Source organism: Nocardioides sp., from assembly GCF_035576065.1.
GTDB lineage: Bacteria > Actinomycetota > Actinomycetes > Propionibacteriales > Nocardioidaceae > Nocardioides.
Genome location: NZ_DATLWX010000006.1, coordinates 217675 through 234843 on the forward strand (window position 1 = coordinate 217675; position 17169 = coordinate 234843).

Consider the following 17169-nt stretch of genomic DNA (forward strand, 5'->3'; position numbering starts at 1 on the left):
TGCTACCCGGCCGCTTCCACCACCGAATCGCTCGGTACAAGGACCGCAACCCAGAGCGGGACTTCGCGGGGTTTCCGCCACCTTCACCGGAAACCAGGCGCGCCTGACCTCAGCTGAGGGCGAGCCCGGTCTCCCCCACGTCGACCTTCACGGTGCCGCCGTCGGTGACCTCGCCACCGATGAGCATGCGCGCGAGGGGGTCGCCGATGGCCGTCTGGATCAGCCGTCGAAGTGGGCGGGCGCCGTACGCCGGGTCGTAGCCGGTGTCCGCCAGCCAGGCGCGGGCAGCGTCGGTCACGGTGATCGTGATCCGCCGCACCGCCAGCCGCTGCTCCAGCAGCGCGAGCTGGAGGTCGACGATCTGCGCCAGGTCGTCCTTGCTGAGGGCATCGAACATCACCACGTCGTCGAGCCGGTTGAGGAACTCGGGCTTGAACGAGGAGCGCACGACACCCATCACGGCTTCGTGCTTCGCCGAGGGGTCCAGCGTGGGATCCACGAGGTACATCGAGCCGAGGTTGCTGGTCAGGACCAGCAACGTGTTGCGGAAGTCGACGGTGCGGCCCTGGCCGTCGGTCAGCCGACCGTCGTCGAGCACCTGCAGCAGGATGTCGAAGACCTCCGGGTGCGCCTTCTCCACCTCGTCGAGCAGGACGACGCTGTAGGGACGGCGCCGGACGGCTTCAGTCAGCTGGCCACCCTCGTCGTAGCCGACGTAGCCGGGCGGTGCGCCGACGAGTCGCGAGACCGAGTGCTTCTCGGAGTACTCGCTCATGTCGACGCGGACGATCGCCCGCTCGTCGTCGAAGAGGAAGTCGGCCAAGGACTTCGCCAGCTCGGTCTTGCCGGTGCCGGTGGGCCCCAGGAAGAGGAACGAGCCGGTCGGGCGGTTCGGGTCCGAGATGCCGGCCCGCGAGCGGCGTACGGCGTCACTCACGGCTTGTACGGCGTCGCGCTGCCCGATCAACCTGGCGCCGATCACCGACTCCATCTCGAGCAGCTTGGCACCCTCACCCTGCAGCAGCCGGCCGGTCGGGATCCCCGTCCAGGCCTCGACCACGTCAGCGATCTGCTCAGGCCCGACCTCGTCACCGACGAGCTTCTCGGTGAGCTCCTCCTCGGAGGACTCGGCCGCCGCGATCTGCTTCTCCAGCGCAGGGATCGACTCGTAGTTGATCCTGCTCGCCCCGGCGAGGTCGCCCTCACGCAACAGCTTGTCGGCCTCGATCCGCAGCCCGTCGAGCTGCCGGCGGAGCTCGCCCTCACCCTCCAGCGTGGACTTCTCCCGCTCCCAGCGCGCCTCGAGACCGCGGAGCTCCTCCTCCTTGTCGGCGAGGTCGGCCAACAACCCGGACAGTCGCTCCTGGGACGCGGCGTCGGTCTCCCGCTCGAGGGCGAACTGCTCCATCTTCAGGCGATCCACCTGGCGACGCAGCTGGTCGATCTCCTCGGGACTGGACTCGTGCTCCATCCGCAGCCGCGAGCTCGCCTCGTCGATCAGGTCGATCGCCTTGTCGGGCAGCTGGCGCCCGGTGATGTAGCGATCACTCAGCGTGGCCGCCGCGACGAGCGCCGCGTCGGTGATGCGCACACCGTGGTGAGCCTCGTACTTCTCCTGGATGCCGCGCAGGATCTGGATCGTGTCCTCGACGCTCGGTTCGCCGACGAAGACCTGCTGGAACCGGCGTTCGAGCGCGGGGTCCTTCTCGATCCGCTCGCGGTATTCGTCGAGGGTCGTCGCACCGATCATGTGCAGCTCGCCGCGCGCGAGCATCGGCTTGAGCATGTTGCCGGCGTCCATCGCGGAGTCCCCGCCCGCGCCGGCCCCGACCACCGTGTGCAGCTCGTCGATGAAGGTGATGATCTGCCCGCCGGCGTCCTTGATCTCCTCGAGCACGGCCTTGAGCCGCTCCTCGAACTCGCCGCGGTACTTCGCCCCGGCCACCATCGCCGCCAGGTCGAGGCTGAGCAGCCGACGTCCCTTGAGGGAGTCGGGCACGTCGCCGTCGACGATGCGTTGCGCGAGGCCCTCGGCCACGGCGGTCTTGCCCACACCGGGCTCGCCGATGAGGACGGGGTTGTTCTTGGTACGCCGACTGAGCACCTGGATCACGCGGCGGATCTCGTTGTCCCGGCCGATGACGGGGTCGAGGCGGCCCTCCTGCGCTGCTTGGGTGAGATCGACGGAGAACTTGTCGAGGCTCTCGTACGTCGACTCCGCGTCCTTGCTGGTCACGCGACGGTTGCCACGCACCGCGGTCAAGCCCTCTCGAAGGCCGGCCCCGGACAGACCGGCCTCGGTGAGGATCGTGCGGGCGCTGGACTCGACTCCTGCGAGCCCGATGAGGAGGTGCTCGGTGGCGACGAAGTCGTCCTTCATGCTGGCTGCGAGGTCGATCGCCTTGCCGAGCACCCGCGTGAGCGCCGCGCTGGCAGCTGGTTGCTGGACCGTCGCGCCGCTCGCCTGGGGCAGGGCACTCACGGCCCGCTCGGCGCGCGCCGTCAGCGCCGCGGCGTCGAGGCCGGCCTTGGCGACGAGGCTGCGGGAGGTGCCGCCCTCCTGGCGCAGCAGGGCGACCAGCAGGTGGATGGGCTCGGTCTGGGTGTTGCCACCAGTGGTGGCGCTGAGCTGCGCGGCCTCGATGACCTCGCGGCTCCGGGTGGTGAACTTCTCGACACCGAACTGGCTCATGTCTCGCATCTCCTCCATGAGTCGGGTGGCCCACTGTGGCCCACTGTGGGCCTCGTCAGGGTCAACGCACCGGAAGTTGAGTCGGTTCCCCTCAACTTTGAGACGTGTGGGGCGGCGGCGTCAGGGCGTCAGCGTCGGGCGTCAGCGTCGGGCGTCAGCGTCGGGCAGGGGGCGCGAACCTGACCTCAGGTCGACCCGGGAGACGAGCGCCTCCAACGTCTCACCGTGCTGCATCTCGGCCAGCCCCAGGAGAACGGTCGGGGAGTCCGGCAGGCGCCGCATCTCCTCGACCACGGCGTTGAGGCGCTCCTCGAGCGCCGGCAGCGGGCTGCCGACCACGGCGCAGACGAGCTCGTTGCTGCCGTAGCGGACGACGAGGTCGTAGGCGCGGAGAGCGGCCTGCAGCGCGACTGCGACCTCGACCAGCACCAGGTGCGCGCTCCGCTGATCCACGGACTCGTCGACCTCGACCCGCACGAAGGCCAGCACCAGCGAGTTCTCCGAGCGGCGGGCTCGCACGACCTCCCGATCGAGCTCCTTCATCCCCGGGTCACGCCACAGCGCCCCGGTCACCGGGTCCCGAGCGGAGGTCGGGGCCCCGGGTTCGTCGGACGCGGTGATGAACGGGACCAGGTCTGCGCGTCCCTGCTCGATCATGACGCCGATCGCGTGTGCAGGGCCGGGCCTGCCCAGGAGGTAACCCTGTCCAAGGACACCCAACCGGGCCAGGTGGGCGCGTTGCTCCTCGGTCTCGATCCCCTCGGCGATGCAGGCGATGCCGCAGTGACGGGCGAGCGCCACGACGCCGGCCACGATCGCAACGGCTCGGCGGTCCTCCGGCACTCCGCTGACGAACGTCTGGTCGATCTTGAGCGTGGACGCCGGCAGCTCGTGCAGATAGGACAACGAGGCATATCCGGTGCCGAAGTCGTCGATGGCGAGCTCGAAGCCCGCGGCCCGCAGCTGGTGGAGCTGCGCGGAGCCGGGCGACGTCCCACCCAGCATGACGGACTCCGTCAGCTCGAGGGTGAGGCCGTGCGCAGGGATGCCTGCCCGGGCGACGGAGGCGAGGACATCGGTGGGGAAGTCGGCTGAGCCGAGCTGCACCGCGGAGACGTTGACGGCGACCGGGACGACCACGTTGTAGTCGTCGCGCCAGGCACCCCCCTGCAGGGCGGCGAGCTGCAGGACGCGCCAGCCCAGGTCGATGATGAGTCCCGACCGTTCGGCGACACCGATCACCTCGAACGGCGCGATCGTCGCCCCGTCGGCGTCCTTGAGCCGGAGCAGGGCCTCCACTCCCACGAGCAGGCCGGTGGTGAGGTCGATGACGGGCTGGTACGCCAAGGTGACCCGGTCGTGCTCCAGGGCGTCCCTGATGCACTGCTCCATCCGGGCGTCGGCCTCAGGCGTGTCCTCCCTGGCTTCCTCCATGGCCTCCACGGCCTCCACGACCTGCGCAGAGACAGCTTGCGCAGAGGCGGCCACGCCAGGGGCGGCCAAGGCAGAGGCAGCCTGACCGGAGCCGGCCGGGCTCGAGTCTTCGGCGGCCAGATCAGACGCGGCGAGGTCGGTCGAAGCCGGGGCAGAAGCATCCGGGAGTCCGGCGAGGGGAGCGATCAGGGGACTCTCGACCGGGTTCCCGACAGGGCCGGCCGACCGGCGCGAGACAAGCCAACTCGCGCCCAGCCCGAAGGCGAGCCCGATCAGCCCCATGGCACCGAGGGCCAGCCACTCCGACCCCGTGCCGGACCGTGGCGTGAGGGTGAGCGCGATCCCGAGCGCGACGACACCCGTCAGCAGCACCCCCGCCACAACGGCGAAGACCAATCGCGCTCGACTCCCCATTGCTGAACCGTAACTGAGTGCGTGGGACCGTGGGTGGCGCATGACCACATCGGAGGGGAGAAGATGACCGAGGACAAGCTCGCGCGGATCCGCAAGCTGCTGGCGCAGGCCGAGGACCCAGCTGCCACGACCGCCGAGTCGGAGGCCTTCAACGCCAAGGCAGCCGAGCTGATGGCCCGCCACGGCGTCGATGCTGCGCTGCTGGCCGCGGTCGATCCGGGTCGCGAGGTGGTGGGTGACCTCACCGTCGAGCTGCTGGCGCCGTACGCCGTCGAGAAGGGCAGCCTGGGCGCAGCAGTCGCCCGTGGCTTGCGATGCAGCGCCGTCCTGCGCACGACGCGACGCGGCTCCGGGAGCGACTACTCGCTGCATCTCTTCGGCGCCACCACTGACCTCGTGCTCAGCGAGATGCTCCTGACCAGCCTGATGGTCCAGGGCACCGGGGAGCTGACGCGTCGCGGAGTCCCCCGCGGCGAGCACCCTGCGGCCTACCGACGCACCTGGTGGCTGGGGTTCGCAGCAGCGATCGGGCAGCGGCTCCAGGAGGCGGAGGCGACGGCGGCACACGAGTCCGAGACGAGGTTCGCGGCGGCCGGCACCTCGGCAGCGCTCGTGCTGGCGGACCGCGCGGCTCTCGCCGATCGCGCGGCGGCCGAGGCCTACCCGAGCCTGCGTACGGCGGCGGCGCGCTACCTCTCCGGAGGCGGTGGGGCGGACGGCCTCGCCGCTGGACAGCGAGCCGACCTCGGCCGCACGCCGGGTGTCACCCGACCTGCGCGCAGGCGACTCGGCTGAGCCGGCCAGGGAGATGATGGCCCGGTGAACCTTCCCGTCCTGAGCTCGGACTGCGGCTCGTGCTTCGGGCTGTGCTGCGTCCTGCTGTCCTTCTCCCGGGAGGCCGGGTTCGGGGTGAGCAAGGCCGGTGGGACGGCGTGCCACCACCTCGATGCCTCGGACGGCTGCGGCATCCACGCCACCCTGCGCGAGGACGGCTGGCCAGGCTGCACCGTCTTCGAGTGCTTCGGTGCGGGTCAACAGGTCTCCCAGGTCACCTACGCCGGAGTCTCGTGGCGCGAGCACGACAACCTCGGTGAGATGGCGGCCGTCCTGTCGGTGATGCGGCAGCTGCACGAGATGTTGTTCCTGCTGAGCGAGGTGGAGCGACACCTTCCGGGGGCCGCCGGCGCCCTGGTCGACCGGGTCAACGCCCTGACGAGCCACCCGCCCGAGCAGCTGCTGGGCTTGAACCTGGACGAGCTCCGCGACGAGGTCGGTGAACTGCTGGCGACCACCAGCGCGCGACTCCGGTCCGGGTGGACGGGGCTCGACCTCGCCCGTGCCGACCTGGCCGGACAGGACCTGCGCGAGCTCGACGTACGCGGAGCGACCCTGCGCGGCGCCGTCCTCATCGCCGCTCACCTGGGCGGACTGGACCTCACCCTCACCGATCTCCTGGGCGCCGACCTGCGCGACGCGGACGTCAGGGGAGCACGGCTCTCCGACGCGCTGTTCCTGACCCAGCCACAGGTCAACGCGATGCGGGGCGACACCACGACCGAGCTGCCCCTCGTCCTCCGCCGCCCCGGCCACTGGGCCTGACCCAGCCTCGCGACGGAGCGGGCGTCATCGCGTAGGTGAAAAGGTGAGGCCATGTGGAGTGCCTCTGATGCCTGGTTGGTCGTCATCGACCCCCAACGGATCTTCGCCGATCCCGACAGCCCGTGGGGCTCACCGATGTTTCCCTCGATCGTCGCGCCCGTACGCCGCCTGGCCGACGACTTCGGGGGACGGGTCATCGTCACCCGCTGGGTCGCCCCGCGTCCGGCCGTCGGGTCGTGGTCGGCATACCTCCGGGAGTGGCCGTTCGCCGACGTCCCTGCGGACGACCCGCTCTTCGACGTCGTCGACGAGTTGCGCGACCTCGACGCGCAGGTCCTGAGCGCCCCGACGTTCGGCAAGTGGGGGCCCGAGCTGAGCGCCATCACCGGCCCGGCCCCACGACTGGTGGTCACCGGGGTCTCGACCGACTGCTGCGTCATCTCCACCGCGCTCGCTGCGGCCGACGCCGGCGCGACGCTCACGGTCGTGACCGACGCCTGCGCGGGCTCCACCCCCGAGAACCACCGACGCGCACTCGACGTGATGGCCCTCTACCCACCCCAGATCACCCTCGCCACCAGTGCTGAGGTGCGCCCATGACCCGCGTGATCCACACCGGACAGGCCCTGGTCGACGTCGTGATCGAGGTGCCGGACCTGCCCGTGCGCGGCCAGAACGTCATGGCCAGCTCGGTGACCGACTACGCCGGTGGCGCCGTGACGGTGCTCGTCGCGGCGGCCCGGTTCGGCGCTGCCTGTGTGCATGCCGGCGCGCACGGGACCGGACCGCACGGCGACCTCGTCCGCCATGCGTTGACCGCGGAAGGGATCAGCCTGTCCGCTGATCCAGTGGAGGGACGGGACACCGGCATCTGTGTCGTCCTGATCGAACCGAGCGCCCAGCGCACCTTTGTCACCACGCTCGGCGCGGAGCGCGACATCTCCGTGGAATCGCTCAACACCTCGCGGCCCCAGCGCGGGGACCTCGTGTGCGTCACCGGGTTCTCGCTGGCACTGGAGTCGACCCGGGTGCCCCTGCTCGCGTGGCTGGGCAGTCTCGATGAAGGCGTGGTGATCGTGCTGGACCCCGGCGCGGCCTTTGCGTCGCTCGAGGCCGACGTGCGGGAGGAGATGCTGCGCCACACCGACGTGTGGAGCGGCAACGCGGAGGAGTCCGCGGACCTGCTGGCCGCCGTGGGCTCGACTCCGGACGGTGACGAGCTCCTCGCCCTGACCGAGGCGCTCGCACCCTTGATGCGCGGAGACGCTGTCGTGATCGTCCGCGACGGTGCCGCAGGGTGTGCCGTGCTGGCTGACGGCACGGCCACCCTGGTGCCGGGCCATCCGCAGACGCCCGTCGACACCAACGGTGCCGGAGACACGCACACCGGCGCCCTGCTCGCAGAGGTGGCCGCAGGGACGCCGTGGGTCGAGGGGTGCCGCCGCGCCAACGCGGCAGCCGCGATCAAGGTGACGCGCCGGGGGCCGACGAGCGCACCGACGGCCGAGGAGGTCGACGCCTTCCTGGCTACCGCGGACTGAGCGTTCGTGAGGTCACTCGCAGGGGCCGCTGTCCACCTCGAGGAAGGAGTCCTGCAGGGCTGTGGCGGTCCCTTCCGACACGATGACGCGGACGCAGACAACGGGCGAGTCCTTGCCCACCGGGGTGACGTTGTAGCGGGTCTCCGTGGCGTTGCGGTCGGCCGAATCCGCGAAGACGTCACGGTCGACTTCGTCGGAGATAAGTGCCATCACCTGCTGCGCGGACGGGTCTCCAGGCGCTCCGGCCGTCCGGTCGCTCACTTTCCTCGCGGCGTCGTAGAGCTCGTCCTCGGTCAGCACCGCGGCTGACCACGTCACCGCGGTCGCTGTCCCGAGAGCGAAGACACCCAGCACGCACAGGGTCGCGATCCCGGCGGTGTGCCACTTCCGCGTCGGCGGCAGCATCCAGCCCACCACAGCCAGGGCGATCAACACGAGCACGAACGCCCACAGCACGCTCAGATCCATTGTCACGGGCCCAACCTACCCACAGACCCCGTCGGCGAAACCCTCGCGCCAAGGCGCCATTCCCGACGGCGCTACCTGGTTTCGATGGGCGTATATGCGGGCAGTACCCCGGCACTCACCAACCAGCCCAGGAGAACAAACGATGGCCTCGGACGACTTCCAACAGATGATCGGCCCGCTCAAACGAGCCGCCATCGACGCGTTCATGTGCAGCGACAGTCTGGGCGACCTCTTCGGCTTCCAAATCGATGGCGACAAGTACATACATGTCCAAACCGGCGGCGGTAGCGCGACGTCGCCCGGGCTCGTCCTCGTCAAGGAGGTGACGCGCCCCGGAACCGACGGGGAGGGCGGCGGCGACTCGAAGACCAGAATCCCGATGTGCCCGGACAACGATGAGCCGGGAAAGTACGCCGACGACTTCGCTACGATCCGCAACCGGATCGACGAGGCCATCGAGCGGTGGACCTGGCTGCCCGATCCAGGTGCTGTCACGCCACTCGTGGAATCGATGCGCCAAGCCAACCGGGTGCTGTCGCTCGACACTGTCTCTGCAGAGGGAGCCGTCACCGGGGGCGGCCAGATCGGCGGCAACATCGCCTTGATCATGGAGAGCTCCGATGCCATGGCCGGCGGCATGATCACCGCCTTCAAAACCAAGTTCCTCTCCCAGCTCGGCAAGGCCGTTGCCGGCCAGCATGCGATCACTGTCATCCTCGGCGGGGTCCTGGCCGCGGAGGAGAAGATCTGGGAGGGCGCGCAGCAGACCGTGACCGACCTGATCGAGAACACCACCGCTGCCTTCAACGCCGCGGCCGAGGGCGGCAGCGTGGACTGGGAGGTCGCACTCAAGGTGGTCGGCTATGCCGCCGCCGCTGCGAGCATCTTCGCCACCGGTGGCGCAGCCACCGCGCTGAAGGTGGGCGCCGTGGGACTCTCCATTCTCACCGACAATGTGCCTACCGAGGGGGACCCGACCACCGCACCCAAGGCTGACTATGACGGCGTGATGAGCACGTTCGAGGAGGTCCTCGACGGCCTGGCCACTGAGATCGTGAACGAGGAGCAGATTCTCGAGGACAACCTGGTGACCAACCTTCGACAGATCCAAGCGGACCGGGCGTCCTTCGACCTCGCAGCCCCTCCCCTCATCGACATCGACGACGGCAGCGACCTCGGAGCTCCCAGCGAGCTCATCATCGAGCCGATCCGGGTGCGGGAGATCACCGAGACCTACCTCCCCACCATCGCGGGCGAGCTGAAGGTCGCCGTTGTACACCTCAACCAGGCAGACAGCCTGTCCGCGCTGCACCGGGACGCGAGCATCGGCCTCGGGAGCTACGGCCCCAACGCGTGCTACCACGCCCTCCGAAATCTGCTGGAGGAGCTGCTGGAAAATCTGCAGGCGCGAATCATCTACTCCGCCAAGGCACTTCAGCTCGGGGCCGAGGACATCGGCAACGCCGACACCAAGGTCAGGGATGCCCTGGAAAAGCATGCCGATCAGGTGCGCGATCACGGCATCTACCCCGTGCCTCAGCCCGTGGGCCCCTGGCTCTGACGCCCATTGACCACGCGAGCGCGCCAACAGCGGCGGAGGTCGACACCTTCCTGGCCACCGCAGACTGAGCACTCCTACCCGGGCGCTCGAGGCCGCCGCCCCGCAACAATGCGTGCATGAACCTTCCGTCGTGGCGTCCGCCGGGCCTCCGCTCCGCGCTTCTGTACGCCGTCCTGGCCAGCCTGCTGGGCGCTGTGGTGACCTCCGTCTGTCGCCTCGAGTTCACTCGTCGCTCCGCGCGAGGAGGGGAGCTGCCCCAGGGGCCGGTGATCGTGATCGCCAACCACACCAGCTTCGCCGACGGCATCCTGCTGGCCCTGGTCGGGCGACAGCTCGGACGATCGCTCCGCCTGATGGCGACCGGCGGGGTGTTCGGCCACCCCGTCCTCGGCCCGGTGCTGCGCCGCCTCGGCTTCATCCCGGTGCTGCGTGGGACCTCGTCAGCCGCAGATGCCCTCGAAGTCGCCGCGACAGCGCTGGCCGCCGGCGAGGCCGTCGGACTCTTCCCCGAGGGCCGGATCACGCGCGACCCGGCCCAGTGGCCTGAGCGCAGCAAGACCGGCGCTGTCCGGCTGGCGCTGCGCTCGGGTGCGCCGATCGTCCCGGTCGCCCTGGTCGGGGCTCACCAGGTCGTCGGCAAGAGCCGGTTCATCGCCCGACTGCTGCGCAACACGTTCGCGCGCCCGATGGTGCGGGTCGCGGTCGGAGAGCCGATCGACGTACGCCGACTGGCCGGGGTCACCACCGACCAGCAGCTCGACGACGAGCTGATCCGGAGGCTCGCCGACGAGGTCATGGCCGTGCTGGTGGGCCAGGTCGCCGAGGTGCGCGGCGAGCCTGCGCCGTACCCCCTCGGCGTGCCCGAGTCCGTGGTGCTCGTCGCTACGGACCAACGAGCCGGGGCCGCAAGCCACTGAGGAGTCAGCCCGGGTGGCGGCGGAAGGTCATCAGCGCGTGGGAGGGGCGCAGCACGGGCAGCTTGTTGGGCGGCGGAATGGTGGCCCCGGCCGCCGTCAGCGCCTGCCTGAGCGCCGCGCGGGTGGCCTCGAGCTCGGCGAGCAGCTCGTCGTTGCGATGACGCAGCGCGACGACCTGGTTGTCGAGCTCGAGGATGCGGCGTACGCCCTCGATCCCGATGCCGGCCGAGGTGAGGTCGGCGATCTCGCGCAGCAGCTCGAGGTCGCGGTGGGAGTAGCGCCGGCCGCCGCCACCAGTGCGGCCCGGCCGGATGAGGCCCATCCGCTCGTAGGCGCGCAGCGTCTGGGGGTGCAGGCCGGTCAGCTCGGCGGCGACGCTGATGACGTAGACGGCCGCGTCGGGCGGGGGCACACCGAAGGAGCTCATCGCGCCTCCCGGAAGAGGTCGTCGCGCAGCGGCGTCGCCATGGTGGCGGCGCGATAGGCCTCCAGCGCCTCGCGGGCGTCGTCGCTGAGGCCCGCCGGCACCACCACGGCGATGGTCGCGAGCAGGTCGCCGTACGTGCCGTCCTTCTTGTGCGCTCCCTTGCCCCGGACGCGGAACGTTCGCCCGTTGGGCGTGCCCGCTGGGACCTTCAGCGTGACGGGTGCACCGCCCAGCGTCGGGATCTTGATCTCGGCGCCGAGGGTGGCCTCGTCGAACGAGACGGGGACCTCGATGGTGAGGTTGTCGTCCTTGCGGCCGAAGACAGGGTGGGCGGACACCACGACCTTGACGATGAGGTCGCCGGGAGGTCCGCCTTGCTCGCCGGGCGCGCCCTTGCCGCGCAGCCGGATCTTCTGACCGTCCTTGACGCCGGCGGGGATGCGCGCCTGGATCGTGCGGGCCGAGGTGCCCCGGCCGCTGCCGTGACAGGCCGGGCAGGGGTCGTCATAGACGAGCTGGCGACCGTGGCAGGTCGGGCAGGTCTCGTTCATCGAGAACGCGCCGCCGACCCCAGCGACGACATAACCCGCGCCCTCGCACTCCCCGCAGATGTGCGGACGGGTCCCAGGCTTGCCCCCGGTGCCCTTGCAGGTGGCACAGGCTTCGTCGGAGGTCAGGCGCAGCGAGATCATCACGCCCTCGAGGGCGTCGACGAAGCTGATGGTGGTGCTCGTCTCCAGGTCGGCGCCCTTGCGAGGACGAGCCTGCTGCTGACGCTGGCGTCCGCCCCCGCCGCCGAAGAGATCGCCGAACATGTCGCCGAAGCCGGCACCCCCGCCGGCCTGCTCACGCAGCAGGTCGTTGATGTCGAAGCCGCCACCGGAGCCGCCCCGATTGAAGCCGCCCGAGAAGCCCCCGCCGAAGCCGCCGGTCGCCGAGAGGGACCGGAACTCGTCGTACTTCTTGCGCTTGTCCGCGTCGCCCACGACGTCGTAGGCCTCGGCCACCGCCTTGAACGTGTCGTGCTTCTTGGCGTCGTCGGGGTTGGAGTCGGGGTGGTTGGCGCGCGCCAGCTTGCGATAGGCCTTCTTGATGTCGTCGGCGGTCGCGTCCTTCTTCACGCCCAGGACCTGGTAGAAGTCCTTGGTCGCCCAGTCGTTCCTGAAGCCGTCGTTGTCAGCCATCTGCACCCCTCCTCTCGCCTCTCATGTCACACCGGGACGCGGTCACGCAGTCGGCGTCGCCGGGTCGACCACCAGCACCTGGGCGGCTCGCACCACGCGGTCGTTGATCTTGTAGCCGGACTTTGCGATGACCTTCGCCGTGGTGACCGCGACATCCGGGTCCTCGCCGATGTGGCTCAGCGCCTCGTGGATCGTCGGGTCGAACTCGTCGCCCGGTGCGCCGAACTTCGTCAGTCCGAGCCCGGCGACCACCCGCTCGAGCTGGTCGGCGACCGACTTGAAGCCGCCCTCGAGCTCGCCGTGCTCGCGCGCCCGATCGATCGTGTCGAGCACCTCGACGATCGGCTGGAGCACCTTGTACGTCGCGTTCTGCGCGATCAGCTCACGGTCCCGGTCGACGCGCCGCTTGTAGTTGAGGAACTCCGCCTGCAGTCGCTGCAGGTCGGCCGTCCGCTCGACGAGCTGCTCGTCGGCCGTGGGGGCCTGATCGGTGGCGCTGCTGGTCTCCGGCTCGAGGTCCGCATCGTCCACGACCCAGTCCAGATCGCTGATGTCGTCATTCGCCTCAGCCGACGCGGACTCCGCATCCGACCCCGCGGCAGCGCCCGCCGGGGCCGAGGCGCCCTCCACGGGCGCCTCGACCTCGGTCTCTCCTGCCATCTCGGCAGCCGCGTCGCCAAAGCCGGCCGACTCCGCCGAGTCCTCAGCACCCGACTCGGTGGGAGAGGTCACTTCGACTCACCCTCGGCGGTGTCGGTGTCGGAGTCGGAGTCGGAGGAGTCGGCGGGCCCGTCGACGATCTCGGCGTCCACGATGTCGTCGGTCTGCTCGCCCTCGGCTCCGCCGTCGGCCTGGGCTGCGGCACTGTCGGCCTCGGCAGCGGCGTACATCGCTGCGCCCATCTTCTGGCTCGACTCGCCCAGCTTGGACACACCCGCGGTGAGGTCCTCGGCGGCGGCGTCCTCCTTGGCGAGCGTCTCCTTGAGGGCCTCGACGTCCGCGCGGACCTCGGTCTTCACCTCGTCGGGGATCTTGTCCTCGTTCTCGCTGAGGAACTTCTCCGTGGAGTAGACGAGGCTGTCGGCCTGGTTGCGGGCCTCGATCGCGTCGCGGCGCTTGGCGTCCTCCTCGGCGTACTGCTCGGCCTCCTTGACCATGCGGTCGATCTCGTCCTTGGACAGCGCCGAGCCGCCGGAGATGGTCATCGACTGCTCGCGGCCGGACGCGTGGTCCTTGGCGGAGACGTGGACAATGCCGTTGGCGTCGATGTCGAAGGTGACCTCGATCTTCGGCACACCGCGCGGCGCGGGGGGCAGACCGGTGAGCTCGAAGTTGCCGAGGGGCTGGTTCTGCGACCACAGCTGACGCTCGCCCTGGGCGACCTTGATCTCGACCGACGGCTGGTTGTCGTCGGCGGTGGTGAAGATCTCCGAGCGCTTGGTCGGGATCGTGGTGTTGCGCTCGATGAGGTTGGTCATCACGCCGCCCTTGGTCTCGATGCCGAGGGAGAGCGGGGTGACGTCGAGCAGCAGCACGTCCTTGACCTCGCCCTTGAGGACGCCCGCCTGCAGGGCCGCGCCGACGGCGACGACCTCGTCGGGGTTGACGCCCTTGTTGGGCTGCTTGCCGCCGAGGAGCTCCGTCACGAGCTCGCTGACCGCCGGCATGCGGGTGGACCCACCGACAAGCACGACGTGGTCGATCTTGTCGATCGCGACGCCACCGTCCTTGAGCACGCTCTTGAACGGCTCGCGCGTGCGCTCGAGGAGGTCGGCGGTGAGCTTCTGGAACTCGCTGCGCGTCATCTTCTCCTCGAAGTGCAGCGGGCCGCCCTCACCGTGGGTGATGTAGGGCAGGTGGATCGTGGTCTCGCTGGAGGACGACAGCTCGATCTTGGCCTTCTCGGCAGCCTCCTGGAGGCGCTGCTTGGCGATCTTGTCGGCCGCGAGGTCGACGCCGTTGTTGTCCTTGAACTTCTTGACCATCCACTCCACGACCCGGTTGTCCCAGTCGTCACCACCGAGGTGGTTGTCACCGGAGGTCGCCTTCACCTCGACGACGCCCTCGCCGATCTCGAGCAGGGAGACGTCGAACGTGCCGCCACCGAGGTCGAAGACGAGGATCGTCTGGTCGTCGCCCTTGTCGAGGCCGTAGGCCAGCGCGGCCGCGGTCGGCTCGTTGACGATGCGCGAGACGTTGAGGCCGGCGATCTCACCGGCTTCCTTGGTCGCCTGGCGCTGGGCGTCGGAGAAGTAGGCAGGCACGGTGATGACCGCGTCGGTGACCGGCTCGCCGAGGTAGGCCTCGGCGTCGCGCTTGAGCTTCTGCAGCACGAAGGCGCTGATCTGCTGGGGGGTGAAGTCCTTGTCGTCGATCTTCTGCTTCCAGTCCGTGCCCATGTGGCGCTTGACGGAGCGGATGGTGCGATCGACGTTGGTGACGGCCTGCCGCTTGGCGACCTCACCGACGAGGACCTCGCCGGACTTGGCGAACGCGACCACCGAGGGGGTCGTGCGTGCGCCTTCTGCGTTGGCGATGACGGTGGGCTCTCCACCTTCGAGGACGGCGACGACGGAGTTCGTCGTGCCGAGGTCAATGCCGACTGCTCGAGCCATGGTGTTTCCTCCTAGGAACTGCGCCGCTCGTCGCGACGCCTGCTTTGCTGCCCGACCACGTCGTGTGCCGTGTCGGGATGTCTTGGGTGCGGCCATCCTGCCGCGATGGCGGCGAGTCTGACAAACAAGTTGAGTCGATGCAACTCAAGTCTGCTCATGGGGTCCAACGCAGGTCGCGATCGGGGTGTTCCCCCGGAGTCGGGTCAGTTTCCGCAATCTCCCCACCCGCCCCGGCTCGATGGCTGATGATTCGCGTGTGTTCCAACGGGGGGTGGGCCTTCGCCATACGGGGAGAGCAGGCGTCGCGGCGCTGCTCATTGCCGTACTGCTGGCGACGGTACTGACGGTGCGCGCTCGCGGCTCCGAGGCCGGGCTCTGCCAGCGCCACGCGACCGACGCCGCGACGCGGTCGAGGATCGTGACAGGTGCTGAGCCCACTGCTCCGACGATCTCCGTGATCGGCGACTCATGGTCGGTCGGGCTCGGCCTCGACGACCTGGGGAAATCCTGGCCCAGCGAGCTTCCGGGGCGGGTCCGGGTAGCCGGGTTCTCAGGGTCCGGCTTCAGCCCCGGCGCCAGCCACTGCGGCAACCGCTCCTTCGCCACCCGCGCCGCCTCCGCGCGGGGTGCCGACCTGGTCGTCGTGCAGGGCGGCCTCAACGACTACGACCAGCCGGTTGCCGACATCCGCGCCGGGTTCCGCGCGCTGCTCACCTCGCTGCCGGGCAGCAGGGTGGTCGTCGTCGGCCCGGTGGCGGCACCCTCTCGGGCCGACGCCGTCGGGCGTGTCGATGCGACGCTGGCCGAGCTGTGCGCCGAGTACGGCGTCGCGTACATCGACGCCAGCGCGTGGTCGCTCTCCTACCTCCCCGACCGGCTGCACCTGACCCAGAGCGGTCACGAGTCCTTCGGGCAGCGCGTTGCCGACGAGCTCGTCGCACGGGGTCTGCAGGGCTGAGGAACTTCTCTCGCTCGCCGTTGGAGTCCCCGCTTAGCCGGGGACTCCTGCACTTCCTGGCCTGGCGGAGTCCATCGGTCTAAGCAACGCTGACTGAGGAGCGTTGTGATGCCGAAGTGGATCTCGTTCGAGATGCAGGAGGAGTTCTTCGATCTGGTGTGTGGGGGTGCGCCGATCACGCATGCCGCTGATTGGTCTGGCGTGTCGCATGACACCGCAACGCGGTGGTGGCGCGAGCGTGGCGTCATGGGACTTGAGTTGGCCATCGGTGCGCGTGGCGGATTGCCTGGTACCGCCCCGCTGCGCCGGCCGGGTGAGGAACGGGCTGGCCGGCAGCGGCGGCCGTTGACCGGCGAGGACCGCGCGGTGATCGCGGCCCTGCATCATCGGAAGGTGTCGATGCGAGAGATCGGCCGGTGCGTCGGGCGGGATGTGTCGGTGATCAGCCGGGAGGTGGCGCGCAACAGCGGCCCGGACGGGAGCTACCACGGACCGGTCGCACACCGGGCGGCTCATGAACGCCGGCGACGACCCAAGGGGTTCAAGCTGCACGACTCGGCGCTGGGTGCGTCCATCGAGTCGTGGATGGATGACGGCTGGTCACCCGGTCTGATCGCGGCCATGCTGCGCGAGCAGCACCCACGCACGAAGATGGCTCGTGTGTCGCACGAGACGATCTACCGGGCGTTGTACGTCCAGGCGCGCGGCAGCCTGCGCAAGGACCTGGCTGCCCAGTTGCTGACCAAGCGTCGAGCCCGCAAGCCTCGCGGCAGCGTCGATGGCCGCGGGAAGAGCTTGTACCGCGAGGCGTTCACCATCAGCCAACGTCCCGCCGAGGTCGCCGATCGTGCGGTGCCCGGGCACTGGGAGGGCGACCTGATCCTCGGCACCGGCAACGGCTCAGCGGTCGGGACTCTGGTCGAACGCACGACCCGGTTCGTGATCTTGCTGCACCTGCCCGAGCGTCACGACGCCGCGAGTGTGGCCGAGGCCATGATCCGCGAGATGACCAGGCTGCCCGAGCACCTGCGCCGATCACTGACCTGGGACCGCGGCAGCGAGCTGGCCAACTACCGCGATATCGAGGCCGCTCTAGACATGCCGGTCTACTTCTGCGACCCCCACTCACCCTGGCAACGAGGGTCCAACGAAAACACCAACCGGCTCCTGCGGTTCTGGCTCGAGAAGGGCACCGACCTATCGATCCACACCGCCGACGACCTCGCCCGGATCGCAGCCACCCTCAACAAGCGCCCACGCCCTACCCTCGACCTACAGACACCAGCCCAAGCGCTGGCCGAGCTGCTCGCCAACCCGGCAGCGGCATGAACCGTTGCCTAGACCGATTGACCCTGCCCC

Annotated in this window: 15 protein-coding genes; 8 read left to right on the forward strand and 7 right to left on the reverse strand. The window is 69.6% G+C overall.

Features of this window, described 5'->3' with window-relative positions:
• Positions 1–109: 109 nt before the first annotated feature.
• Both clpB and VNJ48_RS02835 read right to left on the reverse strand, forming a co-directional pair.
• Positions 110–2692: an ATP-dependent chaperone ClpB gene (gene clpB, locus VNJ48_RS02830; RefSeq protein ID WP_325598893.1), complete on the reverse strand. Its 2583-nt coding sequence runs from the start codon at positions 2690–2692 to the stop codon at positions 110–112.
• A gap of 141 nt (positions 2693–2833) precedes the next feature.
• On the reverse strand, positions 2834–4540 hold the full coding sequence (locus VNJ48_RS02835) for a bifunctional diguanylate cyclase/phosphodiesterase (RefSeq protein ID WP_325598895.1): 1707 nt from the start codon (positions 4538–4540) through the stop codon (positions 2834–2836).
• A 63-nt stretch (positions 4541–4603) separates the two neighbouring features.
• Between VNJ48_RS02835 and VNJ48_RS02840 the strand changes: the two genes are divergently transcribed.
• From VNJ48_RS02840 to VNJ48_RS02855, 4 genes are read left to right on the forward strand one after another with little or no spacing between them, the layout of a single operon-like run.
• Positions 4604–5335, forward strand: a complete 732-nt coding sequence (locus VNJ48_RS02840; RefSeq protein ID WP_325598897.1) for a DUF2786 domain-containing protein — start codon at positions 4604–4606, stop codon at positions 5333–5335.
• Positions 5336–5359: 24 nt separating this feature from the next.
• Entirely contained in the window at positions 5360–6139 is a 780-nt protein-coding gene (locus VNJ48_RS02845; RefSeq protein WP_325598899.1) for a pentapeptide repeat-containing protein, read from the forward strand.
• A gap of 51 nt (positions 6140–6190) precedes the next feature.
• Positions 6191–6739, forward strand: coding sequence for a cysteine hydrolase family protein (locus tag VNJ48_RS02850; protein WP_325598901.1), 549 nt, complete (start codon positions 6191–6193; stop codon positions 6737–6739).
• On the forward strand, positions 6736–7680 hold the full coding sequence (locus VNJ48_RS02855) for a PfkB family carbohydrate kinase (RefSeq protein ID WP_325598903.1): 945 nt from the start codon (positions 6736–6738) through the stop codon (positions 7678–7680). Before VNJ48_RS02850 ends, VNJ48_RS02855 begins: the two co-directional genes overlap by 4 nt.
• Before the next feature lie 12 nt (positions 7681–7692).
• On the opposite strand, the gene VNJ48_RS02860 is transcribed toward VNJ48_RS02855, so the two are convergent.
• Positions 7693–8154 (reverse strand): hypothetical protein, encoded by a 462-nt coding sequence (locus tag VNJ48_RS02860; RefSeq protein ID WP_325598905.1) that lies wholly within the window; start codon positions 8152–8154, stop codon positions 7693–7695.
• Between the two features lie 136 nt (positions 8155–8290).
• Between VNJ48_RS02860 and VNJ48_RS02865 the strand changes: the two genes are divergently transcribed.
• Positions 8291–9709: a hypothetical protein gene (locus VNJ48_RS02865; RefSeq protein ID WP_325598907.1), complete on the forward strand. Its 1419-nt coding sequence runs from the start codon at positions 8291–8293 to the stop codon at positions 9707–9709.
• Between the two features lie 116 nt (positions 9710–9825).
• On the forward strand, positions 9826–10626 hold the full coding sequence (locus tag VNJ48_RS02870) for a lysophospholipid acyltransferase family protein (protein ID WP_325598909.1): 801 nt from the start codon (positions 9826–9828) through the stop codon (positions 10624–10626).
• Positions 10627–10630: 4 nt separating this feature from the next.
• Here the strand turns inward: VNJ48_RS02870 and VNJ48_RS02875 are convergent, their stop codons facing one another.
• The 4 genes from VNJ48_RS02875 to dnaK are packed head-to-tail and all read right to left on the reverse strand — an operon-like array spanning position 10631 to position 14852.
• Entirely contained in the window at positions 10631–11053 is a 423-nt protein-coding gene (locus VNJ48_RS02875) for a heat shock protein transcriptional repressor HspR (protein WP_325598911.1), read from the reverse strand.
• Positions 11050–12237 carry a molecular chaperone DnaJ gene (gene dnaJ / locus VNJ48_RS02880; RefSeq protein ID WP_325598913.1) on the reverse strand — a complete coding sequence of 396 codons (1188 nt, stop codon included), beginning with the start codon at positions 12235–12237 and terminating at the stop codon, positions 11050–11052. Before dnaJ ends, VNJ48_RS02875 begins: the two co-directional genes overlap by 4 nt.
• A gap of 42 nt (positions 12238–12279) precedes the next feature.
• Positions 12280–12969, reverse strand: a complete 690-nt coding sequence (gene grpE / locus VNJ48_RS02885; protein ID WP_325598915.1) for a nucleotide exchange factor GrpE — start codon at positions 12967–12969, stop codon at positions 12280–12282.
• Positions 12966–14852, reverse strand: a complete 1887-nt coding sequence (dnaK, locus tag VNJ48_RS02890; RefSeq protein WP_325598917.1) for a molecular chaperone DnaK — start codon at positions 14850–14852, stop codon at positions 12966–12968. The genes grpE and dnaK overlap by 4 nt, the downstream gene beginning before the upstream one ends.
• A gap of 346 nt (positions 14853–15198) precedes the next feature.
• Between dnaK and VNJ48_RS02895 the strand changes: the two genes are divergently transcribed.
• A complete protein-coding gene (locus VNJ48_RS02895) occupies positions 15199–15810 on the forward strand; it encodes an SGNH/GDSL hydrolase family protein (protein WP_325598919.1) in 612 nt (203 codons plus the stop codon).
• Positions 15811–15918: 108 nt separating this feature from the next.
• Entirely contained in the window at positions 15919–17139 is a 1221-nt protein-coding gene (locus VNJ48_RS02900) for an IS30 family transposase (RefSeq protein WP_325598921.1), read from the forward strand.
• The last annotated feature ends 30 nt before the right edge of the window (positions 17140–17169 follow it).

Bases quoted from the DNA above. Each gene is read 5' to 3' on its own strand.
- VNJ48_RS02865 (WP_325598907.1), top strand. From the start codon at position 8,291: ATGGCCTCGGACGACTTCCAACAGATGATCGGCCCGCTCAAACGAGCC.
- VNJ48_RS02900 (WP_325598921.1), top strand. From the start codon at position 15,919: ATGCCGAAGTGGATCTCGTTCGAGATGCAGGAGGAGTTCTTCGATCTG.
- VNJ48_RS02875 (WP_325598911.1), bottom strand. From the start codon at position 11,053: ATGAGCTCCTTCGGTGTGCCCCCGCCCGACGCGGCCGTCTACGTCATC.
- VNJ48_RS02835 (WP_325598895.1), bottom strand. From the start codon at position 4,540: ATGGGGAGTCGAGCGCGATTGGTCTTCGCCGTTGTGGCGGGGGTGCTG.
- VNJ48_RS02840 (WP_325598897.1), top strand. From the start codon at position 4,604: ATGACCGAGGACAAGCTCGCGCGGATCCGCAAGCTGCTGGCGCAGGCC.
- VNJ48_RS02870 (WP_325598909.1), top strand. From the start codon at position 9,826: ATGAACCTTCCGTCGTGGCGTCCGCCGGGCCTCCGCTCCGCGCTTCTG.
- dnaK (WP_325598917.1), bottom strand. From the start codon at position 14,852: ATGGCTCGAGCAGTCGGCATTGACCTCGGCACGACGAACTCCGTCGTC.
- dnaJ (WP_325598913.1), bottom strand. From the start codon at position 12,237: ATGGCTGACAACGACGGCTTCAGGAACGACTGGGCGACCAAGGACTTC.
- VNJ48_RS02855 (WP_325598903.1), top strand. From the start codon at position 6,736: ATGACCCGCGTGATCCACACCGGACAGGCCCTGGTCGACGTCGTGATC.
- clpB (WP_325598893.1), bottom strand. From the start codon at position 2,692: ATGAGCCAGTTCGGTGTCGAGAAGTTCACCACCCGGAGCCGCGAGGTC.
- VNJ48_RS02850 (WP_325598901.1), top strand. From the start codon at position 6,191: ATGTGGAGTGCCTCTGATGCCTGGTTGGTCGTCATCGACCCCCAACGG.